At 45.8% G+C, this 17,937-nt stretch carries 14 protein-coding genes; 7 read left to right on the top strand and 7 right to left on the bottom strand.

What is annotated here, in order from left to right; translation table 11 throughout:
• Positions 1-47 precede the first annotated feature (47 nt).
• Positions 48-950, top strand: a complete 903-nt coding sequence (locus tag BWK47_RS11845; protein WP_162328788.1) for a 2OG-Fe(II) oxygenase — start codon at positions 48-50, stop codon at positions 948-950.
• A 57-nt stretch (positions 951-1,007) separates the two neighbouring features.
• Here BWK47_RS11845 and trxA read toward each other — a convergent pair whose 3' ends face one another.
• Entirely contained in the window at positions 1,008-1,325 is a 318-nt protein-coding gene (gene trxA, locus BWK47_RS11840; protein ID WP_010873464.1) for a thioredoxin, read from the bottom strand.
• A gap of 40 nt (positions 1,326-1,365) precedes the next feature.
• Entirely contained in the window at positions 1,366-2,022 is a 657-nt protein-coding gene (locus BWK47_RS11835) for a DedA family protein (RefSeq protein WP_010873463.1), read from the bottom strand.
• A gap of 65 nt (positions 2,023-2,087) precedes the next feature.
• Between BWK47_RS11835 and BWK47_RS11830 the strand changes: the two genes are divergently transcribed.
• Complete coding sequence (locus tag BWK47_RS11830) at positions 2,088-3,359, top strand: lipid-A-disaccharide synthase-related protein (protein ID WP_162328787.1); 1,272 nt, start codon at positions 2,088-2,090, stop codon at positions 3,357-3,359.
• 31 nt (positions 3,360-3,390) lie between these two features.
• Here the strand turns inward: BWK47_RS11830 and BWK47_RS11825 are convergent, their stop codons facing one another.
• Both BWK47_RS11825 and BWK47_RS11820 read right to left on the bottom strand, forming a co-directional pair.
• Positions 3,391-4,041, bottom strand: a complete 651-nt coding sequence (locus BWK47_RS11825; protein WP_162328786.1) for a DNA-3-methyladenine glycosylase family protein — start codon at positions 4,039-4,041, stop codon at positions 3,391-3,393.
• Positions 4,042-4,202: 161 nt separating this feature from the next.
• Complete coding sequence (locus tag BWK47_RS11820; protein ID WP_162328785.1) at positions 4,203-5,075, bottom strand: NAD(P)-dependent oxidoreductase; 873 nt, start codon at positions 5,073-5,075, stop codon at positions 4,203-4,205.
• A 392-nt stretch (positions 5,076-5,467) separates the two neighbouring features.
• On the opposite strand from BWK47_RS11820, the gene tatC reads away from it, so the two are divergent.
• Together tatC and BWK47_RS11810 are read left to right on the top strand one after the other, a co-directional pair.
• Positions 5,468-6,232, top strand: a complete 765-nt coding sequence (tatC, locus tag BWK47_RS11815; protein WP_162328784.1) for a twin-arginine translocase subunit TatC — start codon at positions 5,468-5,470, stop codon at positions 6,230-6,232.
• Between the two features lie 53 nt (positions 6,233-6,285).
• Positions 6,286-6,930: an LON peptidase substrate-binding domain-containing protein gene (locus BWK47_RS11810; protein ID WP_010873457.1), complete on the top strand. Its 645-nt coding sequence runs from the start codon at positions 6,286-6,288 to the stop codon at positions 6,928-6,930.
• Between the two features lie 82 nt (positions 6,931-7,012).
• Here the strand turns inward: BWK47_RS11810 and ftsH2 are convergent, their stop codons facing one another.
• On the bottom strand, positions 7,013-8,896 hold the full coding sequence (gene ftsH2 / locus BWK47_RS11805) for an ATP-dependent zinc metalloprotease FtsH2 (RefSeq protein WP_010873456.1): 1,884 nt from the start codon (positions 8,894-8,896) through the stop codon (positions 7,013-7,015).
• Positions 8,897-9,169: 273 nt separating this feature from the next.
• Between ftsH2 and BWK47_RS11800 the strand changes: the two genes are divergently transcribed.
• Positions 9,170-9,745: a Uma2 family endonuclease gene (locus tag BWK47_RS11800; RefSeq protein ID WP_162329689.1), complete on the top strand. Its 576-nt coding sequence runs from the start codon at positions 9,170-9,172 to the stop codon at positions 9,743-9,745.
• Between the two features lie 64 nt (positions 9,746-9,809).
• Here the strand turns inward: BWK47_RS11800 and BWK47_RS11795 are convergent, their stop codons facing one another.
• Positions 9,810-11,321: a pilus assembly PilX family protein gene (locus tag BWK47_RS11795; RefSeq protein ID WP_162328783.1), complete on the bottom strand. Its 1,512-nt coding sequence runs from the start codon at positions 11,319-11,321 to the stop codon at positions 9,810-9,812.
• 425 nt (positions 11,322-11,746) lie between these two features.
• Here BWK47_RS11795 and petE point away from each other — a divergent pair, with 425 nt between their 5' ends.
• Both petE and mnmG read left to right on the top strand, forming a co-directional pair.
• Positions 11,747-12,127 carry a plastocyanin gene (petE, locus tag BWK47_RS11790; protein WP_010873453.1) on the top strand — a complete coding sequence of 127 codons (381 nt, stop codon included), beginning with the start codon at positions 11,747-11,749 and terminating at the stop codon, positions 12,125-12,127.
• A 311-nt stretch (positions 12,128-12,438) separates the two neighbouring features.
• On the top strand, positions 12,439-14,346 hold the full coding sequence (mnmG, locus tag BWK47_RS11785) for a tRNA uridine-5-carboxymethylaminomethyl(34) synthesis enzyme MnmG (RefSeq protein WP_162328782.1): 1,908 nt from the start codon (positions 12,439-12,441) through the stop codon (positions 14,344-14,346).
• Here the strand turns inward: mnmG and BWK47_RS11780 are convergent.
• Positions 14,319-17,855, bottom strand: a complete 3,537-nt coding sequence (locus BWK47_RS11780; RefSeq protein WP_162328781.1) for a PAS domain S-box protein — start codon at positions 17,853-17,855, stop codon at positions 14,319-14,321. The two genes, mnmG and BWK47_RS11780, sit on opposite strands and share 28 nt — an antisense overlap.
• Positions 17,856-17,937 lie beyond the last annotated feature (82 nt).

Here is a 17,937-nt window from a genome sequence, read left to right as displayed (position 1 = left end):
TCAGCAAAAAGTGTGATTGGCCTTAGGTAACCCAGGGGAACTGCATAATGAACAGGGGAGCAAAAGTAAAGACCAACGGAGATAACCTAGCCTTATCAACTAGAGCAAAAAAGTTATTAACTAAATCCATTGATACTTTAGAAACAATTATTGACAACGATCAATGTTCTCCTCAGGAAAAAGCAACGATAGCCCTAAAAATCCTCGAAATGGCAGGGATTTTCACCGAATTTAAGCATCACTCAGTGGATAAATTAGTGGCTAATGCTGAGGAAAAAATTAGGCGACAGTATGCTCAAATAAACCTCAGCTTATCGGAACCGACATTACACCAGCAGTCAGAATCAATATTTTTGCCTGGCACCTACGGAGAAATTAAAAACTTCTTATCACCGGAAGAAAATCAAAAAATCATCGCAGAGGCTATTGATAAAAAAGAAGAATATATTAGATCTAACACTACTACTAAAGCTAATCAATATCGCCAATCCTACGTGCTTTTTTCTCAAAAAATTCCTGCATTATCAGCTTTAATACGGGAACGAATCAAACAAAAGTTACCGGAATTACTGAGTCAACTAAACTTTTCTCCGTTTGAAGTTGCAGAAATAGAATTACAACTCACAGCCCACAATGATGGTTGTTATTATAAAATCCACAATGACGCAGGTAGTGAAAAAACAGCTAGCCGACAAATTACCTATGTCTATTATTTTTATCAAGAACCGAAAGCTTTTTCTGGGGGAGAATTAAGGCTCTATGACACGGAGCTTAAAAATAACACCATTACCACCCATCCGAAGTTTCAAACCATTACCCCCATCAATAATTCTATTATCTTTTTTAATAGCCGTTGTCGCCACGAAGTGATGCCTGTGGTTTGTCCTTCTAGGGAATTTGCCCATAGTCGCTTTACAGTCAACGGCTGGATCCGCAAAAAGATGAATTGACTGAATATATTTAGAAACTATTAACTAAAGGTTTGTTGTCGATCGCCGGAATGGTATTTACACAAAAACCTGTAACTGTTGGATCAACTGGGCGGCCTGTTGTACGCCTTCCATGCGGTGCACTGGTTGGCCCTGCTTGAATAACACCAAGGTCGGTAAAGACTGGATTTGGTATTGGGTGGCGATCGCCGGATATTTATCGGTGTCAATTTTCACCACTTGGATTTGTTGGCGTAGATGACTGCCCACTTGCTCCAGAATGGGGGCCATCATTTGGCAGGGGCCGCACCAGGTAGCGTAAAAGTCCACTAGCACCGGCTTGGGGGAACCGGCCAGCATTTCAGCAAAATTAGCAAACTGTTTTTTGACGGCCATGGTATTTTCCCTCGCAAAGATATTAATCCAGTTCTAACAATTATTGGGGGCGATCGCCTATGGTCGACTCAATGGTTTGATCAAAACGCTTTTGCAGGAAGTGAAAGACAAAGTAAATGCCCACCATGCCCACCACTGCTGCTAGGGCAAACCAACTGAATTGGGTCGTCCAGGCAATAATTTGCTCGATGGTGACCACCCGCCCCAAAAAGTAAGCCAAACTAACGGTGATGGCAGCCCAGACGGAAGCACCGCCGATGTTGTACAACAGGAATTTGCCGTAGGGCATGCGGACAATGCCGGCCATGGGCCCCGCAAAAATTCGTAACAGGGTAACAAAACGACCAAAAAACACTGCGGCCGCCCCATTTTGACTAAATTTATGCCGGGCTTGGTCTAGTTTTTCCTGGGGAATGTTGAACAGTTGGGCCGCCCTGGTTAGTAAGGGCCAACCGCCCCAGCGTCCCACCCAGTAACCACAACTGTCCCCCAACACGGCCCCGGCGATCGCCGCGATTAACACCCCGCCATAACTTAAATCTCCACTGCCGGCCAAAAAGCCCCCCAACAGGGTTATGGTTTCTCCAGGGATGGGAATGCCTGCATTTTCCAAGGCAATGCCAAAGAATACGGCTCCGTAACCATATTGGCGGGCCAATTCCTGCAATGTCTCTAGCGAAAAAAATTCCCAACCCATGGTGATACTTATTTAATAATTCTTAATACTCTGCTTATTTTTAGTGTAACGGATGGGAGTGTTGGATGTTGCCGAAGATTCTACTGCTCAGCAATGGGCACGGAGAGGATGCGATCGCCGTCAGCATTGGCCAGGCTTGGAGTGAGTTGGCGGGGATGGAGCCTGGGGAAATATTGGTGGGATTGCCCCTGGTGGGGGAAGGCAACAGTTATCGACGTTTAAATATTCCCCTGATTGGTCCGGTGAAAACCATGCCCTCCGGCGGCTTTAACAACATGGATGCCAGGGAATTATGGCGGGACGTTCAGGGAGGCTTATGGGGACTAACCAAAGCCCAGTTAGGCAGTTTGAAACAATGGACAGCCCAGGGGGGGAAAGTTCTAGCGGTGGGGGACATAGTGCCCCTGGCCCTCGCTTGGTTGGGCCGGGGTGATTACGCTTTTGTGGGTACAGCTAAGTCGGAATATTATCTGCGCTCCCCTGCTGGGGCATGGTTACCTAGTACCCGAGCTTGGGAAAAATGGCTTGGTTCCGCCTACTATCCCTGGGAACGGTGGTTAATGACGAGGAAAAATTGCACAGCGGTCTTTCCCCGCGATCGCCTCACCCATGAAAATTTGTTAAACGAAGGTGTGGCAAGTTATGCCGTGGGCAATCCAATGATGGACGGTTTAAACCCGCAGGATTACAAGCCCCAACCGTTGCAGCCAGGACAAAGTTTAACCATTACCCTTTTACCCGGTTCCCGATCGCCGGAAATGGAACGCAATTGGGCCTTGATTATGGAAAGTTTAACCATTGTGTTAGCCCATTTTGCCGATGCTTCCATAACTTTCCTGGCGGCAATCACCCCTTCCTTGCCCTTACCACCGTTGATGGCTGAACTGGAAACCCAAGGTTGGCAACGACTGGAAGATAATGCCGTGGAACTTTTGACCAACAAAGTTTCTTGCTTGATTAAAGGGCCAGTTTTCCAAAAAGATCATGCCCGGCTGGTTTTTAGCCAACAGCAGTTTGCCGATTGTTTGCACCATGCCCAAGCGGCGATCGCCATGGCCGGTACCGCCACAGAACAATTTGTCGGGTTGGGGAAACCAGTGATTAGTTTTCCCGGACAAGGCCCCCAATACAATCCCTATTTTGCGCGCCGTCAAACCTGGCTTTTGGGAGAATCCTTAATTTTGTTGAATAGTCCTGACCAAACTGGGGAAGCTTTACAACAAGTAATCCATGATGCTGGGCGACTAGAGGCGATCGCCTGTAATGGCCGGGAAAGGCTGGGACAAGCTGGAGCGGCCCGCCGCATTGCAGAGATTCTCAGGGAACAATGGTGTTAGGTTTTTACTAGAAAAATTTCAGCGCTAACGCCTACAAGTGAATCTGGCTAACCGTTGCCGACAAACTCCGCCACAAATACCAACTAGCCAGACTGCGATAGGGCTGCCAGTTTTTGCCGTATTCGGACACTTGCTTTGGATTAGGGCGATCGGGCAATTGATACAATTTTTGAATTGCAATCCGAATTCCTAAATCTTGATTAGGTAAAATATCCTGACGACGAAGACGAAATAGAAGAAATAGTTGCGCTGTCCAGGGACCAATTCCTTTAATAGCTGTTAACTGTTCAACGATGGCCCGGTCATCCCAGGTTTCCAATTCAGGTAAAGAAGGAAAATTATTTTGTAAGGCGATCGCCCAAGTTTTTAAATAGCGAGTTTTATAACGGGAAATACCTAGTTCTCTCAATAATTCTGGGTCCACATTAGCTAAGGTTTGTGCGGTCCATCCTTTGGGTTGGCCATAGTCCAAAAATCTTTGGAATAACATTTGCGCCGTATTAGTATTGATTTGTTGACCGATAATCCCCCAGGCGATCGCCTCCAAGAGACTGGTTCGAGGTGGATGATGGGTTAATGAGCAAACTTCTAACCCAGTAACTAAAGTACCAAGTCGGTCATCCTGGGATTGTAAATATTCAATTCCTTGATTTAGATCAAAATCATATAAAGTTTTTATCATCAATAGTTGTTGAGTGAATGGGCACTTTTAATTTGGTATAGTGGGGCGTAAAAATATTTTTTAACATCCATTATTCTTTCTAGAGTAATTTCAATTAATCAAGATTAAATTGCTTTAATGGGCATCTATTTTTTGTCTTCTTTTACTTTGCTAAAAGTAATCTAAGCTTCGCGGTAGGCACGGATAATGGCTTGGGAACCCTGGTCTTCTCCCCCCAATAATTGAACCGATGTAAACAAGCTTTCTGCCAACGTAACCCCTGGTAATGGGCCATTTTCAGCGGCTTCCCGGACGAGGCGTAGATCCTTAAGAAGATGTTTGACCATAAAGCCTGGGGCAAAATCAGCCTCCGACATTTTCGGTGCTAAATTAGTTAAGGCCCAGGAACCCGCCGCCCCACTGCCACAAGTATCAATTACTAACTCTGGGGCAATCCCCAACTGCTCAGAAAGTTGTATAGCTTCCGCAGCGGCGATCGCATGGATGCCACAAAGTACCTGATTACAAAGCTTAACAGCTTGACCACTGCCACTGGGACCACAGTGGACTATTTTTTGTCCTATGGATTTAAGGACAGGTAAAGCTTCTTCAAAATCCGAAATATCACCCCCCACCATAATCGTTAACGTACCGTTGATTGCGCCAACGTCACCTCCTGTTACCGGCGCATCCAAAAAGCGTAAACCCTGGAGTTTTAAATTTGTAGCTAGTTCATAAGCTGCAGTTTTACCAATGGTACTGCAATCAATTATTAAGGCTTGGGATTTAGCGTATTCAGCAATCCCTCCCGAACCTAAAATAAGCTGTTGAACATCTTTTTCATCTCCAACACAGGTGAGAATAATATCTGCATTTGCCGCCGCCACCGCAATGCTAGTAACACCTTTAACCCCTGCCTTTGCTGCTTCCTGGACAGAAGGACGCTCTAGGGTGCGGTTATAACCAACTGTTTGATAACCATTTTTAACTAGGTTTTGAGCTATAGGACTGCCCATAACTCCTAAACCGAAAACTGCAATTTTGGAAACGTTCATAATAATTCTAGGCGCTTGGAGCAATAAGAATGATATATAGAGAAAACTAAAAGATTACATTCTAGCATGTCAATAAAAAATAGTAATTCACTTTTCTGATTTATCTTTTATTTCTTTTTTCTTATTTGAGATTAATTTTGGAACATAAAAATCAAGAAAATCAGTAATATTTCATATTTTTTGCTGTTCCTTTTATATTCAAGAATAATTTAAAGATTATCGCACCTAAATTTTCGTTTTTGGGCAATTATTCTGATCTGAGGGCGGACCAATTTTAGGCAAACCCGTCATAGCCGAGCAAATGGCGATCGCCTAGCTAACTGCCATGTCATCGCAATCAGTGCCAGGAGAATGTCAGAATAGGGGCAACTTGTTTTCCTTGCCCTGAAACCATGTCAACCCAGCTTGATAACATCACTTCCGCGGAAACTGCCCCCGATTATTTGGACGAAGTGCCCGATGACGTGGAAATGTCTTTGTTTGATCACCTCGACGAACTCAGAACTCGTATTTTTCTGTCCTTGGGGGCGGTCTTGACCGGGGTGGTGTCCTGCTTTATTTTCGTTAAACCCTTGGTGCAATGGCTTCAAGTCCCGGCAGGTACAGTGAAATTTCTGCAGCTCTCCCCAGGGGAATTCTTTTTCGTTTCCGTCAAAGTGGCAGGCTACAGCGGCATTCTGGTGATGAGCCCCTTTATCCTCTACCAAATTATTCAATTCGTTCTACCCGGTTTAACCCGTCGGGAACGCCGATTACTGGGACCGGTGGTGCTAGGCTCCAGTGTACTTTTTTTTGCTGGACTGGGCTTTGCTTACTATGCCCTTATCCCCGCCGCACTCAAGTTTTTTGTCAGCTACGGAGCGGATGTGGTGGAGCAACTCTGGTCGATTGATAAATATTTTGAGTTTGTGCTGCTGTTGATGTTTAGCACCGGGCTAGCTTTTCAAATTCCGATTATTCAAGTGGTTCTCGGCTTTTTGGGCATCGTTTCCTCCGAACAAATGCTCAAGGGCTGGCGCTTTGTCATTTTGGGGGCGATGGTGCTGGGGGCAATTCTCACCCCTTCCACGGACCCCCTGACCCAGTCCCTTCTAGCTGGGGCGGTGCTGGGGCTTTACTTTGGCGGGATCGGTTGCGTGCGCTTACTGGGTAAATAGTCCCCAATCCTTTATCATTTGAAGTACGTTGCTTAACATTACGAAACATTAAGATGGCATCCTCCGTTGCAATTAGGGAACTTCCTCTTTTTCCACTGCCTGAAGTTGTGCTTTTCCCTGGGCGACCCCTGCCCTTGCACATTTTCGAGTACCGCTATCGGATGATGATGAACACCATCTTGGAAGACGATCGCCGTTTTGGGGTGTTGATGATTGATCCCAGCACAGGGGAAATTTCCGACGTGGGTTGCTGTGCAGAAGTATTGCGCTACCAAAGGTTACCCGATGACCGGATGAAGGTTTTAACTTTGGGGCAACAACGGTTTCGAGTGCTGGAATATGTGCGGGAAAAGCCCTACCGAGTCGGTTTGGTGGAATGGATTGACGACAAATATACGGGGCAGGATCTCCATGGCTTAGCTAAAGAAGTTGATCGCCTGTTGCATGACGTAGTTAGCCTTTCGGCCAAGTTGACGGATCAGAACTTGGAATTGCCCGATGATTTGCCCGTGTTGCCGGTGGAATTGTCCTATTGGGTCGCAGGCAATCTTTATGGCGTTGCCAGTGAACAACAAAGTTTGTTGGAATTGCAGGACACTGCTGAAAGATTACAAAGGGAAGCAGAAATTCTCATGTCCACCCGCAATCACCTCGCCGCCCGCACTGCCTTGAAAGATGTTTTAGGCACAGAAGAATAAAGAATAGAACGCAAGAAAAAAGCCCTGTTCCGAAGAATCAGGGCCTTGCTGACCATGATAAATTGGTTGGAAAAGGGAAATTTTATAGTTGGGGAATTAACTGTTCCTTGACGGGAACCTCGGCGTATTCCGCCACAATTTGCCGAAATTCTTCCCCATCAATGGTTTCTTTCTCAATTAAAAGATCCACCAGGCGATCGACCACTTCCCGTTGTTCTTGGACGATTTTGCGAGCCATTTGGTGACCCTGTTCAGCCAATTGCCGTACTTGGGCATCAATGCGGGTGGCTACTTCTTCGGAGTATTCAGAACGGTTCATTAAGCCACCGCCCAGAAATACTTCCCCACCTGAACTCTCCAGGGAAATGGGACCAAGGTTGCTCATGCCAAAACGAGTTACCATCTGGCGAGCCATTTCGGTTACCTGTTGTAGGTCACCACCAGCCCCAGTGGTTACTTCGTCATCGCCAAAAACTTCCTCTTCAGCGGCTCGACCGCCCATCGCTCCAGCAATACGGGCCATCAGTTGGGCTTTGGTGGTTAAACCCTGCTCTTCGTTGGGGGTGAACCAGGTCAAACCTTGGGCTTGACCCCGGGGAATGAGGGTGACTTTTTGCACGGGATCATGGTCTTTTAACAATGTGCCCACAATGGCGTGGCCCACCTCGTGATAGGCAATTAGCCGCTTACTTTTACTATCTACTAAGGGAGTGCCTTCCATACCGGCCACAACCCGGTCCACAGCATCATCAATTTCCAACAGAGTGATGGCGGATTTACGACGGCGGGCCGTGAGAATGGCGGCTTCATTCAATAAATTGGCCAAGTCAGCGCCACTGAAACCAGGAGTACGGCGGGCAATGGAGTCGATGGAAACTTCCGGTGCTAACTTTTTATTGCGGGCGTGGACTTCTAAAATTTCCTTACGACCAGAGTAGTCAGGGGCATCCACCATCACTTGGCGATCGAAACGACCTGGACGCATCAAGGCAGAATCTAGCACGTCAGGGCGGTTAGTGGCGGCAATGATAATAATGCCCGTATTGCCTTCAAAGCCATCCATCTCGGTTAGTAACTGGTTGAGGGTTTGTTCCCGTTCATCGTTACCACCACCAATACCAGCACCCCGTTGACGACCCACGGCATCAATCTCATCAATGAAGATCAAGCAGGGGGCATTCTCTTTGGCTTTTTTGAACAAGTCCCGCACCCGGGATGCACCAACGCCGACAAACATTTCCACGAACTCAGAACCAGAAATGCTGAAGAAAGGAACTCCGGCTTCCCCGGCGATCGCCTTGGCGAGGAGGGTTTTACCAGTACCGGGAGGGCCCACCAGCAGTACCCCTTTGGGAATTTTTGCTCCTACAGCGGTAAAGCGTTCGGGCTGTTTAAGGAAAGTTACCACCTCTTGCAATTCTTCCTTGGCTTCGTCAATACCGGCCACATCGTCAAACATGACACCGGTTTTGGCATCCATTTGGAAGCGGGCTTTGGATTTACCAAAGTTCATGGCTTGGCCGGGGCCTCCAGGCATGTTGCTGGAACGGCGGAAGAGAAAAAAGAGGGAAGCAATCAAAAGCACGGGGAAAATCAAGTTACCCACAAAACCCCAAACCATGCCATTGTTGCGGACAGGGTGGGAATCAAGGCGAATGTTGGAGTCCCGTAAACGGGCAATCAATTCCGGGGCATTGGTGGGGAGGTCAACCCGGGAACGGAGGGTCCGGTCTACTTCTGGGTCGCTAACTTGCACGATCGCCGTGCGGCCATTTTCATATAAATCCACACTGGTGATGCGGCCAGCATCCACATATTCGAGGAAGCGGCCATAGGTCATGCGGGTGTTGGCAGTGTTGGAACCGAGGTTGGCATCTGCCCCTCCAAAGCTCCCCTGCCAGAAGAAAAAGCCGACTACCAACAGGGGTAGGGACCAAAGTAGGGCAGTTCTCCAGGAAAATTTCATATGTTAGCTCACTTTAAAAGTTAAGACGGTCGTAGGATTTAGTGTAATCGGTTAGTTGTGGAACGGAGACTGAACGCCGTCATGGAGGATTAGCTCTCCGACACCGTGGAATTGATTAATCTTGTTGACAACGGGGTTTTGTAACAAAATCTTAACTAAATGTAACGTAATTCTCATAATTACGACAACCCCCTGGCCCTAGGAGGATCACCGCAAAATATTCACCATGATGAATTTGCTAGTTTGGAAAGTAATCGTTTAAGAGACACTGCCATGGGTCAAACCATCACTCCTCCCTCCCTCACTCTGGAGGAATTTTCCCGTTTACCGGAAGGGGAAGTTAACTACGAATTACAGGACGGAATGGCGATCGCCAAAATGTCACCAAAAAGAATCCATTCCAGTCTTCAAAGAACGTTACTCTTTCTCCTGTCTGATTGGGGAAATAGCCAAGATTGTCCTTTGCCTGGCGAAGCCTATCCCGAATGGGGCATTTGTCTGCAAAAGGATGGGCAAGATTGGGCCCCGGTGCCTGATGTTACCTACATTTCTGACCAAAAATTGGCTCCTTTTGCCCTGGAAAATGACTTTTGCCCCGTGGCCCCGGAATTGGTGGTGGAAATTATTTCCCCCGGTCAATCCTTTGAAGCTATGACCCAAAAAGCGTTGGATTATCTAGCTGCTGGAGTAGAACGGGTTTGGATTATTAGTGATCGCCATAGTACTTTGACTATTTTTGCCCCAGATCTTCCCCCTATTACTTACCAAGGTGATCAATTGGTGGAGGATGATTTATTGCCCCAGTTAAGCTTTACGGTTAATGAATTGTTTGCCAAAGCCAAGGTTTAGACAAAAATGCCCCAGATCGAATCGATCCGGAGCAGGCTGAAGGGTCAAATGATTGTGGTCTATGCTATTGCGTCGGCTTAGCTGACCAACCCGACAAGGAGCCTAATATTGGGGCTGTAGCTTGGGGTTTAATACCTTGCACCTGATCTTCCCAATTTCCAGTTTGGGTAATAACTACGTTGTTTGTACTAGAACCACAGCCGGTGGAATTACTAATTTGTTTAACCATCACAGTACCTCGAACACCACCATTGCCACCCCCACCAGCTACACCATATTCATATTCTGGCGCAAGAACAAAAGCATCAACATAGGAGCCGCCAGCCAAACAAATTTGGGGCAAAGGGCCACCCCCAGTGGGAGCTGGCGCTCTTCCATAAATGTTAAAGTCTGTGATCCGATAGTTAGGGTAGGCTGTGCAATTAACTGGATTACCTGTCATCGGACATTCATGGAGTATTTTGGCGTTCCCCTGGACGTTGACATTACCAGTCACATGAAAAATGACCATATGTCGCTGATTAGATGAGTCAAGAGTATTAACTGTGAGGGTTTTACCGCCTCCATTCAGATTAATATTGCCTATACAGTAGACATAGGCCGGGACCGTACTACCATTATTTAGGGTCACTGTCGTTGGGGCATCGGGAGTAGCACCAGTAGTACGAGGAAGGGTTAGGGTATCGTTGATCGTGGCAATATTGGAGCATGTGCCCGGTAGTGGTGGCACCGCTGGCATATCCAGGTTGGTAAACTTTGCTGTGTAGGCACTACCGGTGGGAAAGGAAACTCCAGCAAGGTTTCCATTACAGTCGTTGACTAGCACATCTCCTGCAATGGTATTATTGCCGACGATGCTTCCATCGCTGGCGGCATCCGTTACCCAAAGCCCAGGTACGCTGATGGTTTCTGGGGGGCCGGGTTTAACTGGAATTTTGACTTCAATTCTAGATTTCGCCTCATTTGCTTGGCCTTCGTTAACAGTACCTTCGACGGTCAAAATTCCGACCCCCCCATTGGGAATAGGTACATCACCTGGAGGGAGAATTGCCCCATTCGCATCCGTATATTTGTAACCAACTAATCGGAATTTCCCTTGGGGTAAGGATTGCCAAGCAGCGCTATTAGATATGGTTTGAACATCCGTCAAGACTGTACTATCAATTGTTTTGCAAGCAACATCAGCACCGGACCAATTACGAATCTGGGTTGTACTCAAATTTTGCCAGTTGGGAACGACGGTGTCGGTTCCTGTGCTGACATCGCTACAGGCTTGTCCCGCGGTGCGTAGGGATGGGTTAACGCAGGCTGGAAGAGTGGCAAGGAACCTTCTCCGCGGTTCGTTTAGTAGATTCACAATCCTTGTCACACCAGCTTCGGCGGCATTTTGAGCTTTATCTGTAGCTGCTTTGCTACTGGAGTCATTTTGCTGAAACATTGACCTTTGCATCATCACAATGCCAATCACTGTTAGCACTAGGCCAACCATAATGGCCATCGGCAAGGCAAAACCACCGTTATCAGCAGAACGACGGCGGGAAAAAATGATTAAACGAAAAAATTTGTAAGGATTCATAGCGGTTGCCCAATCTAACTCAGGGAGCGACTTCAGCCCACAAAAAACACCACTGGGCCTACTGGGCTATTCCTATTATCATCTACATTGAAGGGATAGCAAGCTAATTTTTATGACGGCGATCGCCAAAAACAAAGAAAATTCAGGAATTACCGTGGGTAGCAAAAAATCCCCATCTAAAGTTCAGTAAATATAGCTAGAACAACCAAGCATTTTCGACAAAGTACTATTCAGGTAGAACGAGAAATGAGCCTGTTCTATCCGCCCGGGGCTGAGGCTGTATAATCTACGACGGGCTGTCAAACATTGTGATACCATGGGCAGAAGAAAGGAAAAACGTCCCTGATCGCCTTTTTGGGCACGGAGTAGGGCGTTACCCCGGCCCGTTCAACCACAAGTCCCTATAGATACAATCGCCAAGAAGTATGTCTAAAAAGTTTTTAACAATCCTCGCTGGCCTTCTGCTGGTGGTCTCCAGTTTCTTTTTATCCGTGAGCCCCGCTGCCGCTGCCAATGCAACAGTGAAAATGGGTTCTGACAGTGGTGCCCTAGTTTTTGAACCCAGCACCGTCACCATCAAAGCTGGAGAGGAAGTCAAATGGGTTAACAACAAACTCTCCCCTCATAACATTGTGTTTGCCGCCGATGGTGTGGATGCTGACACCGCTGCTAAGCTCTCCCACAAAGGCTTGGCCTTTGCCGCTGGAGAAAGCTTCACCTCCACCTTCACTGAGCCCGGCACCTACACCTACTACTGTGAACCCCACCGGGGCGCTGGCATGGTAGGCAAAGTTGTCGTTGAGTAATCAGCCAGCTTAGTCTGTGTGTCGTTGATTTAAGCTTAATGCTACGGGGTCTGTCTCCAACTCCCTCAGCTTCTCGCAATGGCAAGACAAATAATGTTTCTCTTGCTGAGTAGATGTTCAGGAGGACGGATCGAAAGTCTACAAAACAGATTCTTGACCAAGCCATCTACTTAAAAAAACTTCTGCGTTTTGGCGATCGCATCTTTTAACCGGGGTGCGATTTTTTTGCCCCAAATTTCCAGGGCACCGGGGCCCAGACTACACTGGAAAATGAGTTCATCCCAAGTTATTGTCAAAGCTTTTTAGTTGCCATGACCCTTCGATCGCCAGTGGAATTCCAAGACCAATTTGATGTCATCGTGGTGGGGGCAGGCCATGCGGGTTGTGAGGCGGCCTTGGCCACGGCTCGGTTGGGCTGTCGCACCCTACTGTTAACCCTCAACTTAGACCGCATTGCTTGGCAACCCTGTAACCCTGCAGTGGGAGGGCCGGCTAAATCTCAGTTAACCCATGAAGTAGATGCACTGGGGGGGGAAATTGGCAAAATGGCCGACCGTACCTATCTGCAAAAGCGGGTGTTAAATATTTCCCGGGGGCCGGCGGTGTGGGCATTGCGGGCCCAAACGGATAAGCGGGAATATGCGGCGGTGATGAAAAATATCGTTGAAAATCAACCTAATCTATCCATTCGGGAAGGGATGGTGACGGATTTGGTGTTGGGGGACAATGATGAGATTCAAGGTGTGCAGACCTACTTTGGCGCTTGCTTTGGAGCCCAGTCGGTGGTGATTACGACAGGGACTTTCCTGGGGGGCAAAATTTGGATTGGTAATAAGTCCATGCCAGCGGGGCGGGCCGGCGAATTTGCGGCAGTAGGCCTAACGGAAACTTTGAATGAACTGGGCTTTGAAACTGGCAGGTTAAAAACGGGAACTCCGGCCAGGGTTGATCGGCGATCAGTAGATTATGACAAATTAGAGCCCCAACCCCCAGATGAACAGGTAAGTTGGTTTAGCTTTGACCCGGAAGTGTGGGTAGAGCGGGAGCAAATGAATTGTTATTTGACCAGAACAACAGCTAAGACCCACCAATTAATTAAAGATAATCTCCATTTATCTCCCATTTATGGCGGTTTTATTGACTCTAAGGGGCCCCGTTATTGTCCTTCCATCGAAGATAAAATTGTTCGTTTCGCTGACAAAGAAAGTCACCAAATTTTTATCGAGCCGGAAGGTCGAGACATTCCTGAATTGTATATTCAAGGTTTTTCCACGGGGCTACCGGAAAATGTGCAATTGGCCATGCTACAAACTCTACCGGGGTTGGAAAATTGTGTCATGTTGCGCCCCGCTTACGCAGTGGAATACGACTTTTTACCGGCTACCCAGTGTTATCCCAGTTTGATGACCAAAAAAGTGGCAGGACTATTTTGTGCTGGGCAAATTAACGGCACCACTGGCTATGAAGAAGCGGCGGCCCAGGGTCTGGTGGCGGGGATCAATGCGGCCCGTCATTGTCAAGGAAAATCATTGATCATCTTCTCCCGGGAGGGAAGTTATCTGGGTACATTAATTGATGATTTATGCACCAAAGATTTGCGGGAACCCTACCGGATGCTCACCAGCCGTTCCGAGTACCGCTTAATTTTACGTTCCGACAATGCCGATCAAAGGTTAACCCCTCTGGGAAGGGAAATTGGCTTAATTGACGATCGCCGTTGGGACCTATTCCAAACCAAACAAGCTAACATCACCGCCGAAAAAGAAAGACTGTACAGTACCCGCATCAAAGAGCAAGATGCAGTGGGTAAAGAAATTGCTGATTATACCCAACAGAAAATTAAAGGCTCCATTGTGCTGGCGGAGTTACTACGACGACCTGGATTTCATTATCCAGATTTAGAAAAATTTCAGTTGGGTAACGAGGAATTAAAACCGGAGGAAAAAACCAGCGTGGAAATCGAAATCAAATATTCCGGCTACATTAAGCGGCAACAAACCCAAATTGAACAGGTGAGCCGCCATAGCCAAAAACGTTTGCCCCCCGGCTTAAATTACATGGCCATTGAAACCCTATCCATGGAAGCAAGGGAAAAACTAACCCAGTTCCAACCCCTCACCATTGGTCAAGCCGGTCGCATTGGGGGCGTTAACCCCGCCGATATCAATGCCCTCCTGGTTTATCTAGAAACTCAACTCAGGCGATCGGTTTCCCCCTGAGCAATCTGGATGATCGGGGCAGGGTTTAGGGGCAATTTGATCACCATTGTGGTCCCTTTTCCTGGCATCGATATCACCTCGATTGTCCCTCCCTGAAATTCCACATAGCGTTTAACAATGCTCAATCCCAAACCAGTACCGGGAATGTCCCCCACGTTGCTGGCACGATGGAAAGCTTCAAACAGTTTTTCCTGGTCCTGGAGGGGAATACCAATGCCTTCGTCCCGTACTTGGAAAAGTAAATGCTCTTCATCCTTACTAATATCTAGGGTGATAGTGCTACCCGGGGCCGAATATTTAATGGCATTACTTAAAATATTTTCCAAAATATGGCGGAGTAGTCTCACATCCACCAGGGAGTGTTCGTCCGGCTTGAGATGGTAGTTAAGCTCGAAATTATGTTCACTGCCCAGGCCACAGCTAAAATTCTCGATTAAATCGTTAGCTAAGTTCCTTAGGTTAATGTTACCTAGCTCAATTTCTATCTTATTGGCATCATAGCGACTAATGGAAAGCACATCATCAATTAGTTGTTTCAGCCGTTGGCTAGAATTTTGGATATTGTTAATATATTGTTGTTTTTTCTCTGTAGAAAGACGATCAAAATATTTGGATAATAACTCTCCAAAACCAATAATAGAAGTTAAAGGAGTACGAAATTCGTGGGACACAATATCAACAAACTGACTTTTAGCTTCATTTAGTTGCCGTTCTTTGACCAAAGATCTCAGGGTTTCGATTTCCGCTCGTTTAATGTCAGTAATATCTTGTCCAAACACCACCACCCGAGCAGTGTCCGATAGATCATCAACTAAAAATTCTACTGTTTGCGCCCAAATTTGTGTGCCGTCTTTTTTCTCCATAGAAAAAATAGTCCACTCCCCCAGGTTAGGACGTGCCTGTTCTAGATTTTCTGCATATTCTTCCCGATGAATTTTTTGCCATAGCAGGGGATCTTCATACATTTCATCTGGAGTATAACCCGTCAAACTTTCAAAAGATGGATTAATATAATACCAATTACTAAAGTTTATTGTTCTCATACCAAAGAAAATTGGCAGATTTTCCACAATACAACGGAGAGTAGCTTCGTTATTTTGAATAATTTGTAGCTGTCGTTTTTGATCTGTTATGTCTTGAATCACCGCAAGGATATTGGTCTGATTATTTGAAGTGATCAAGGCAGTGGAAATTTCAACGGTACGCAAAGCTCCATCCCGACGGATAATTTGCCACTCTTCCTTGACCATATCTAACCCTAAGGCCACTGCCTTCATTCTCACCCTTACTGCCTCTTGAGGCTGTCCATGGGAATAAAGAGTTTCATACCAGCCGCATTGATTGATTTCTTCTTGACTATAGCCAGTGATATTTTTCATCATCGGATTCCACACAGTAAATTGCAGGAAGGGAAACTGCTCAACTTCATAACAAACAAATAATCCTTCCACCATTTTTTCCAATAATTGCCGACGAAAATAATTTTCCCGTTGCAATTGGGCTTGAATGGTCTTTTGGAGGGTTATATCGTGGACTATGCACTGAACAATTGAGTGATTTTCATAGGTAATTACACTGGCGGAAATGTCAACGGAAATTAATTCTCCAGATTTTTTTACAAGTCTGACATCGGTTAATTGGGAAATTTGTTTCCTTTTAAGAGTGCGCCAAAAGTGTCTTTGTTGAGCATAAAACTCTGGGGTCAATAGCCTAAGGTCAAGCAAAGAATGCCCAATTAATTCTTCTTGATCATAACCACTCAACTCCACAGCCCGATAATTGACTTCTAGGACAATGAAGTCAATGGTAATTAAAATAATTGCATCACCGGCATCTCGGACTAAAGCCCTATATTTTGCCTCCTGGGTGGTAAGGGTAATACTCACCTGTTCTTTCTCGATAATTTCCTGCAATAATTGGCTATTGCTACTTTCCAGCTCACTGGTTCTCTCTTCAATAAGAACTTCTAGGTTTTCGTTAATAGTTTTTAGTTGAATTTCTGCCAACTTGCGTTCAGTAATATCAGAAAAAGTTACTATTATTTCCTGAATGGTGTCTTCATTATAGAATTCAGGATAAGCATTAATATACGCCCAGAGTAATTGATCAGTGTCGGGACGATAAATACCCATTTCAAAATTTTTTAAGGAAGATTGGTCGGCTAAAACCTGGGCCACAGGAAATTCCTCTTTTTCTAATTTTTCTCCTTCTTTATCAAAAAATATCCAATATTCATCATCAATATCCCTGCCTTCTAAATCTGTTAAACCGAGGAAAGATTCTGCTTTAGGATTAGCATAAACAATTTCGGCATTGGCATTGTGTACTATTACTCCATTGTCAAGATTTTCTAAAAGACGATAGTATTTATTCTGATTTTCCCGCAATTGGTTCTCCATGCGTTTGCGGTCGCTAATATCCCGTAAAGAGACTAACTTTGCGGTTTGTCCATACCATGTAATTTCGGTTACACTAACATCCACCGTGTAAATAGTGCCGTCGTCTACTGGTAGGCTAAATTCCGTATCTTCCAATGGACTGCCAATGGTTCCCACTAATTCTTCCAAAGTACAGTTAAGAAGTTTCACTGCCTGGGCATTGGCATAACAAATGTAGTTATCTTGATCTAGAACTAATAGCCCGTCCTTGATGCTGGCAAAAATGTCTCGGAAATTGGCTTCACTGTTTCTAATGGCTTGTTCCTTTCGAGCCCATTCTGAAATATCCCGACAACTATAAAGATAAATACCTCCATTAATAGCGACTTTCTTAAGATTGATGAGTAAATAATGAATTTTACCTTGTTTATCTTGAACATCATGCCGTAAATTTTTTAATTCCCCTTTTTCTTTTAACTCATATTCGTTAAATCTAAAATCACCCAGGAGCGTTTCTACGGTTCCCATGGCGTTTACTTCCGCCAAGGAATAGCCGAAGATGTTATCAATATTTGAACAAATAAAAGTAAATTTTCCGGATAAATCAGTGACAAAGACAGTATCGGAAATATTGGCTAAAATTATTTCACTGAGTTGTTCTGAATGATTATTTTTTACATCAAAATGAACAGATTTAACTGAATTTTCTAGGCAATTATTATAGTATTGCAGAGTTTGTTTTTGCTGGAAAAGCTGCAAATAAAGTTTAGCTTTCACCTGAAGAAAATTTTGGTTAGGCGGTTGTGCCAGAAAGTCAACCAACCCCAAAATATTTATTTCTGCTATTGCTTTGGTGATAATTTCTTGCCGAGCTAGAAAAATAATTGGAGTTTGTTCAGCCAGGGGAAAAGAACGAAGAATTTTAGCGGTGTTTAGCCCGTCCAATTCAGACATTTCCTGGGCCAAAATCATCAAGGCAAATTCTGTGGTGGCGGCGGTGGCGATCGCCTCTTGGCCGGAGTTAGCGGTGATTATTTCCACTGGCAGGGAATCCAGGGCCTGTGACAGAGCAACAAGATTTTCCCGCTGATCATCCACTAACAGGACTTTGGGGCTAGGAATGATAGGCATGGGTTCCAAGGTCAAACATTGATCAAGACAAGGAAAATTCCATTCTTCAGGAGATGGGGCCTTCTCCTTGGGCGGTAGACTG

Source organism: Synechocystis sp. CACIAM 05 (genome assembly GCF_010222815.1).
Taxonomy (GTDB): domain Bacteria; phylum Cyanobacteriota; class Cyanobacteriia; order Cyanobacteriales; family Microcystaceae; genus Synechocystis.
The sequence above is the reverse complement of the archived record's forward strand: the minus strand, read 5'-3'. Positions and strand labels throughout refer to the sequence as shown.